The 3577-nt window shown below is 63.1% G+C and carries 3 protein-coding genes and 1 pseudogene; 2 read left to right on the forward strand and 2 right to left on the reverse strand.

From position 1 onward, the window contains the following. Positions 1-822 (reverse strand): annotated as a pseudogene (locus ENZ75_RS25125) (hypothetical protein); the annotation flags it as partial. Further along, positions 819-2363 (reverse strand): bifunctional ADP-dependent NAD(P)H-hydrate dehydratase/NAD(P)H-hydrate epimerase, encoded by a 1545-nt coding sequence (locus tag ENZ75_RS25130; RefSeq protein WP_063168062.1) that lies wholly within the window; start codon positions 2361-2363, stop codon positions 819-821. The gene ENZ75_RS25130 and the pseudogene ENZ75_RS25125, both read right to left, overlap by 4 nt. A 358-nt stretch (positions 2364-2721) precedes the next feature. On the opposite strand from ENZ75_RS25130, the gene ENZ75_RS25135 reads away from it, so the two are divergent. Both ENZ75_RS25135 and ENZ75_RS25140 read left to right on the forward strand, forming a co-directional pair. Next, positions 2722-3060: a P-II family nitrogen regulator gene (locus ENZ75_RS25135; protein WP_006205430.1), complete on the forward strand. Its 339-nt coding sequence runs from the start codon at positions 2722-2724 to the stop codon at positions 3058-3060. 65 nt (positions 3061-3125) lie between these two features. Next, the coding region (locus ENZ75_RS25140) for a glutamine synthetase beta-grasp domain-containing protein (protein ID WP_206617099.1) at positions 3126-3577 on the forward strand (452 nt) is incomplete at its 3' end.

Below are 3577 nucleotides of genomic sequence, written 5' to 3' on the forward strand. Positions count from 1 at the left end.
TGCCTTCAGCGCCGCATCCTGCGAAAGCCGTGCGGTGTCGGGCGTGTTCTCCAGCGGTTTTTCGCTGATATCGGCGCCATCGATGCCGAATATCCGCATGAGATAGGCGGCCTGGCCACCGAACTCGGTTTCCTGGCCGGAGGGGAAGCGCACCACCTGTACGTTGAGCTCCAGCTGCTTGAAGGTGAGCCCAGCTCTCTCCAGCGGCCCGCCGGTCAGCCAGCCGGCATCGACGCTCTCGTCAAGCTGGGGTGTCCAGCGTCCGGCAACACCGACGCAGCCGCCATCGGCGTCGGGGGTGGCGCTGTAGACCGCATTGAAATTGAATGGCAGGCGCGACGCCAGCAGCTTGCCGTTTTTGCGAAAGCTGTAGGCCAGGCGGTAGATGAAGCGCACCTCGCCGCAGCTCCTGTCGCCTTGCAGCACCGCGAAGTCGCGACGATCGAGCCGGTTGACGACGCCGACCAGCCGGAAGCGCGCGGCGTCGGTCTTCAGCCAGCGCATGTCCATGATGCGGCCGACATTGCCGTCGGTGACTTCGTAGAGCGTCCGGCCGCCGGCTTTCATATCGGCACGCAGTGCCGCAACATCGGAGGCAACCGTTTCGACGATGGCGTGAAAGGCCGGCGCCTCGTCGTAAAGCGTCTTCAGACCGCCCTCGCCGTCGACCCCGAAAACATCGGCGAAACCGAAACCCCTGGCATCGAGTGCGGCGAGCACCGCCGGATCGTCGACGATCGTCACAGGACCTTCGGCGCGCGCCGTCGGCGCCATGAAGGCAGCGATGAGGGTGGCAAGCAACAGAACGAGCGCGCGGCTCATTGGGCAGCCGTGCGCGCGTCGAAGAGTTCGCGCAACACCGGCACCAGTGCCAACGGCAGGTCCTCGGCGATCAGACCGGGTCCGAACCGGCTGCCGGCCTCAGCATGCAACCACACCGCCGCGCAGGTGCCCTCGAAGGGCCGCATGCCTTGCGCCAGCAAACCGGCAATGATGCCCGACAGCACGTCGCCTGACCCGGCTGTGGCCAGCCACGGTGCACCGCTGGAGTTGATCGCCGCTTTGCCATCGGGTGCTGCTATGACCGTGTCGGCGCCCTTGTAGACGATGACGGCGTTGGCCCGCGTGGCGGCCGTTCGCGCCTTGTCCAATTTCGACATGGTTTTGTCCCCGGCGATATCAGGGAACAGGCGGCCGAATTCGCCCTCATGCGGCGTAACTATCAAGGCAGGCGCATTCGGCTGACGGGCAGCTTCGAACAGCGCCTGAGGCTGATGGGCCAGCGACGTGATGGCGTCGGCATCAAGAACCATCGCACTGGCGTGGTTCGCGGTCGCCTCGTCGCGTGCTTCCTCCTCCAAAGCCTTGATCAGCTGCAGGGCGAAATCGCCGACCTTGGGCTTTGGCCCAAGCCCCGGTCCGAACACCAGCGCCCCGGGATGGCGCACCGTTAGAAATTCCTGCACCTCCTCGAGCGAGCCCGCCTCGCGCAGCATGATCGAGGTCAGGTGAATCGCGTTCACCTGCATGGCGTTGCCAGGCGACAGCACGGTGACCGCCCCTGCCCCGCTTCTGGCGGCGGCCAGCGCCGACAGCCGCGCCGCGCCCGTAGCACTGGGACCGCCGGAAAAGACGCCGACATGGCCGCGCTTGTATTTGTGCGCATCCACCGTCGGCACCGGAAATTCCTGCAACCACAGGTCCGGCACATTCTCGAAGGTCGAGACGGCGAGCTGGGCGATAATGCCGTCGCCGATGCCGATATCGGCGAGCACGATCTCACCGCATTGCCCGCGCCCCGGCAGCAGCAGGTGGCCAGGCTTTTTCCGCGCGAAGGTGATGGTGACCTCGGCACGAAACGCCCTGCCCAATATGTCACCGCTCCTTCCAGAGACGCCGGACGGCAGGTCGACCGCGACCACGGGCAGGCTCAGGGCTGTCACTGTATCGATGGCTTTCGCGGCGTCGCCGGACAGCGGCTTCGACAGCCCCGCCCCATAGAGCGCGTCGATCACGATCGAGCCAGGCTTGGCGTCAAAGTCAGACAGCGGCCGGGGCTTGATCGGGCATTCCGCGGCGGCGAGCGCCGCATCGCTTTTCGGCCTCGGCGCGCCGGATGCCCAGACCGATGTGCCGACGCCGCTGCCGGCCAGGATGCGGGCAACGACATAGCCATCGCCGCCATTGTTGCCGGGCCCGCACAGCACATGGATGTGCTTTGCCGAGGGGTAGCGCTTGAGAACCTCGGCCGCGACCGCTCCACCAGCGCGCCGCATCAGGCCGATGCCGTCGGCTGGGCCGGCGGCAATCGTCAGCCGATCGGCCTCGCTCATTTCGGCCGGGGAAAGAAGTTCGTTGCTCATGGATTGCCGATCCGCATGCGATCAAGCATTGTCCGATTTCGATCCTAAGCAAACAAGGGGGAGTTGCCGAGATCTGCAGCCATAACGTTGGCACGAAAGCATCGCGGGCAGAAAATTGCCTGGGGGATAGGCAATATGCCCGATTTTTGTGCGGACGTGGGTGCTGGCGCTGTGTAGGCTCTGGCAGTCCATGCCGCTTCCGGTGCAGCGAATGACGCGAATTTGCATCCCGGTGCGGCGCGGCTTTGAAATCTTATGAGACCGCTTAGAATCCGCTGAATTGGCACAGTTCGTGCTTGATGGAGGCGCAAGCGGGGGGTCACAACCCGTTTTTTTGGCAGTGGAGGCCACTTTTTACATGAAAAAGATCGAAGCGATCATCAAGCCATTCAAGCTCGACGAAGTGAAGGAAGCGCTTCAGGAGGCCGGACTGCAAGGCATCACCGTCACCGAAGCAAAAGGCTTCGGTCGTCAGAAGGGCCACACCGAACTCTACCGCGGCGCCGAATATGTCGTCGACTTCCTGCCCAAGGTGAAGATCGAGGTCGTGCTTGGCGACGACGCGGTCGAAGGTGCGATCGAGGCCATCCGCAAGGCGGCCCAGACCGGTCGTATCGGCGACGGCAAGATCTTCGTTTCCAATATCGAGGAAGTCGTGCGTATACGCACCGGCGAAACGGGCATGGACGCGGTCTGACCGACCGCGCCATCCTCCCGAAAAACGTCATCATCAAAAAAAGTCATCACACAGGGATACATGACATGACGACAGCCAAAGACATCATGAAGCAGATCAAGGACAACGACGTGAAATTCGTCGACCTGCGCTTCACGGACCCGAAGGGCAAGCTGCAGCACGTGACGATGGATGTCATCGAGGTCGAGGAAGACATGTTCGCCGATGGCGTGATGTTCGACGGCTCGTCGATTGCCGGCTGGAAGGCCATCAACGAGTCCGACATGGTGCTGATGCCCGATCCGGAAACGGTCCACATGGACCCGTTTTTCGCGCAGTCGACCATGGTCATCCTGTGCGACATCCTCGATCCGGTTTCGGGTGAATCCTACAACCGCGATCCGCGCGGTACGGCCAAGAAGGCCGAGGCCTACATGAAGGCCGAAGGCATCGGCGACACCATCTTTGTCGGCCCGGAAGCCGAATTCTTCGTGTTCGACGATGTGAAGTACAAGGCGGATCCCTACAACACCGGATT

The sequence above is a fragment of the Mesorhizobium sp. M7A.F.Ca.CA.002.04.1.1 genome (assembly GCF_004022805.1).
Classification (GTDB): domain Bacteria; phylum Pseudomonadota; class Alphaproteobacteria; order Rhizobiales; family Rhizobiaceae; genus Mesorhizobium; species Mesorhizobium ciceri.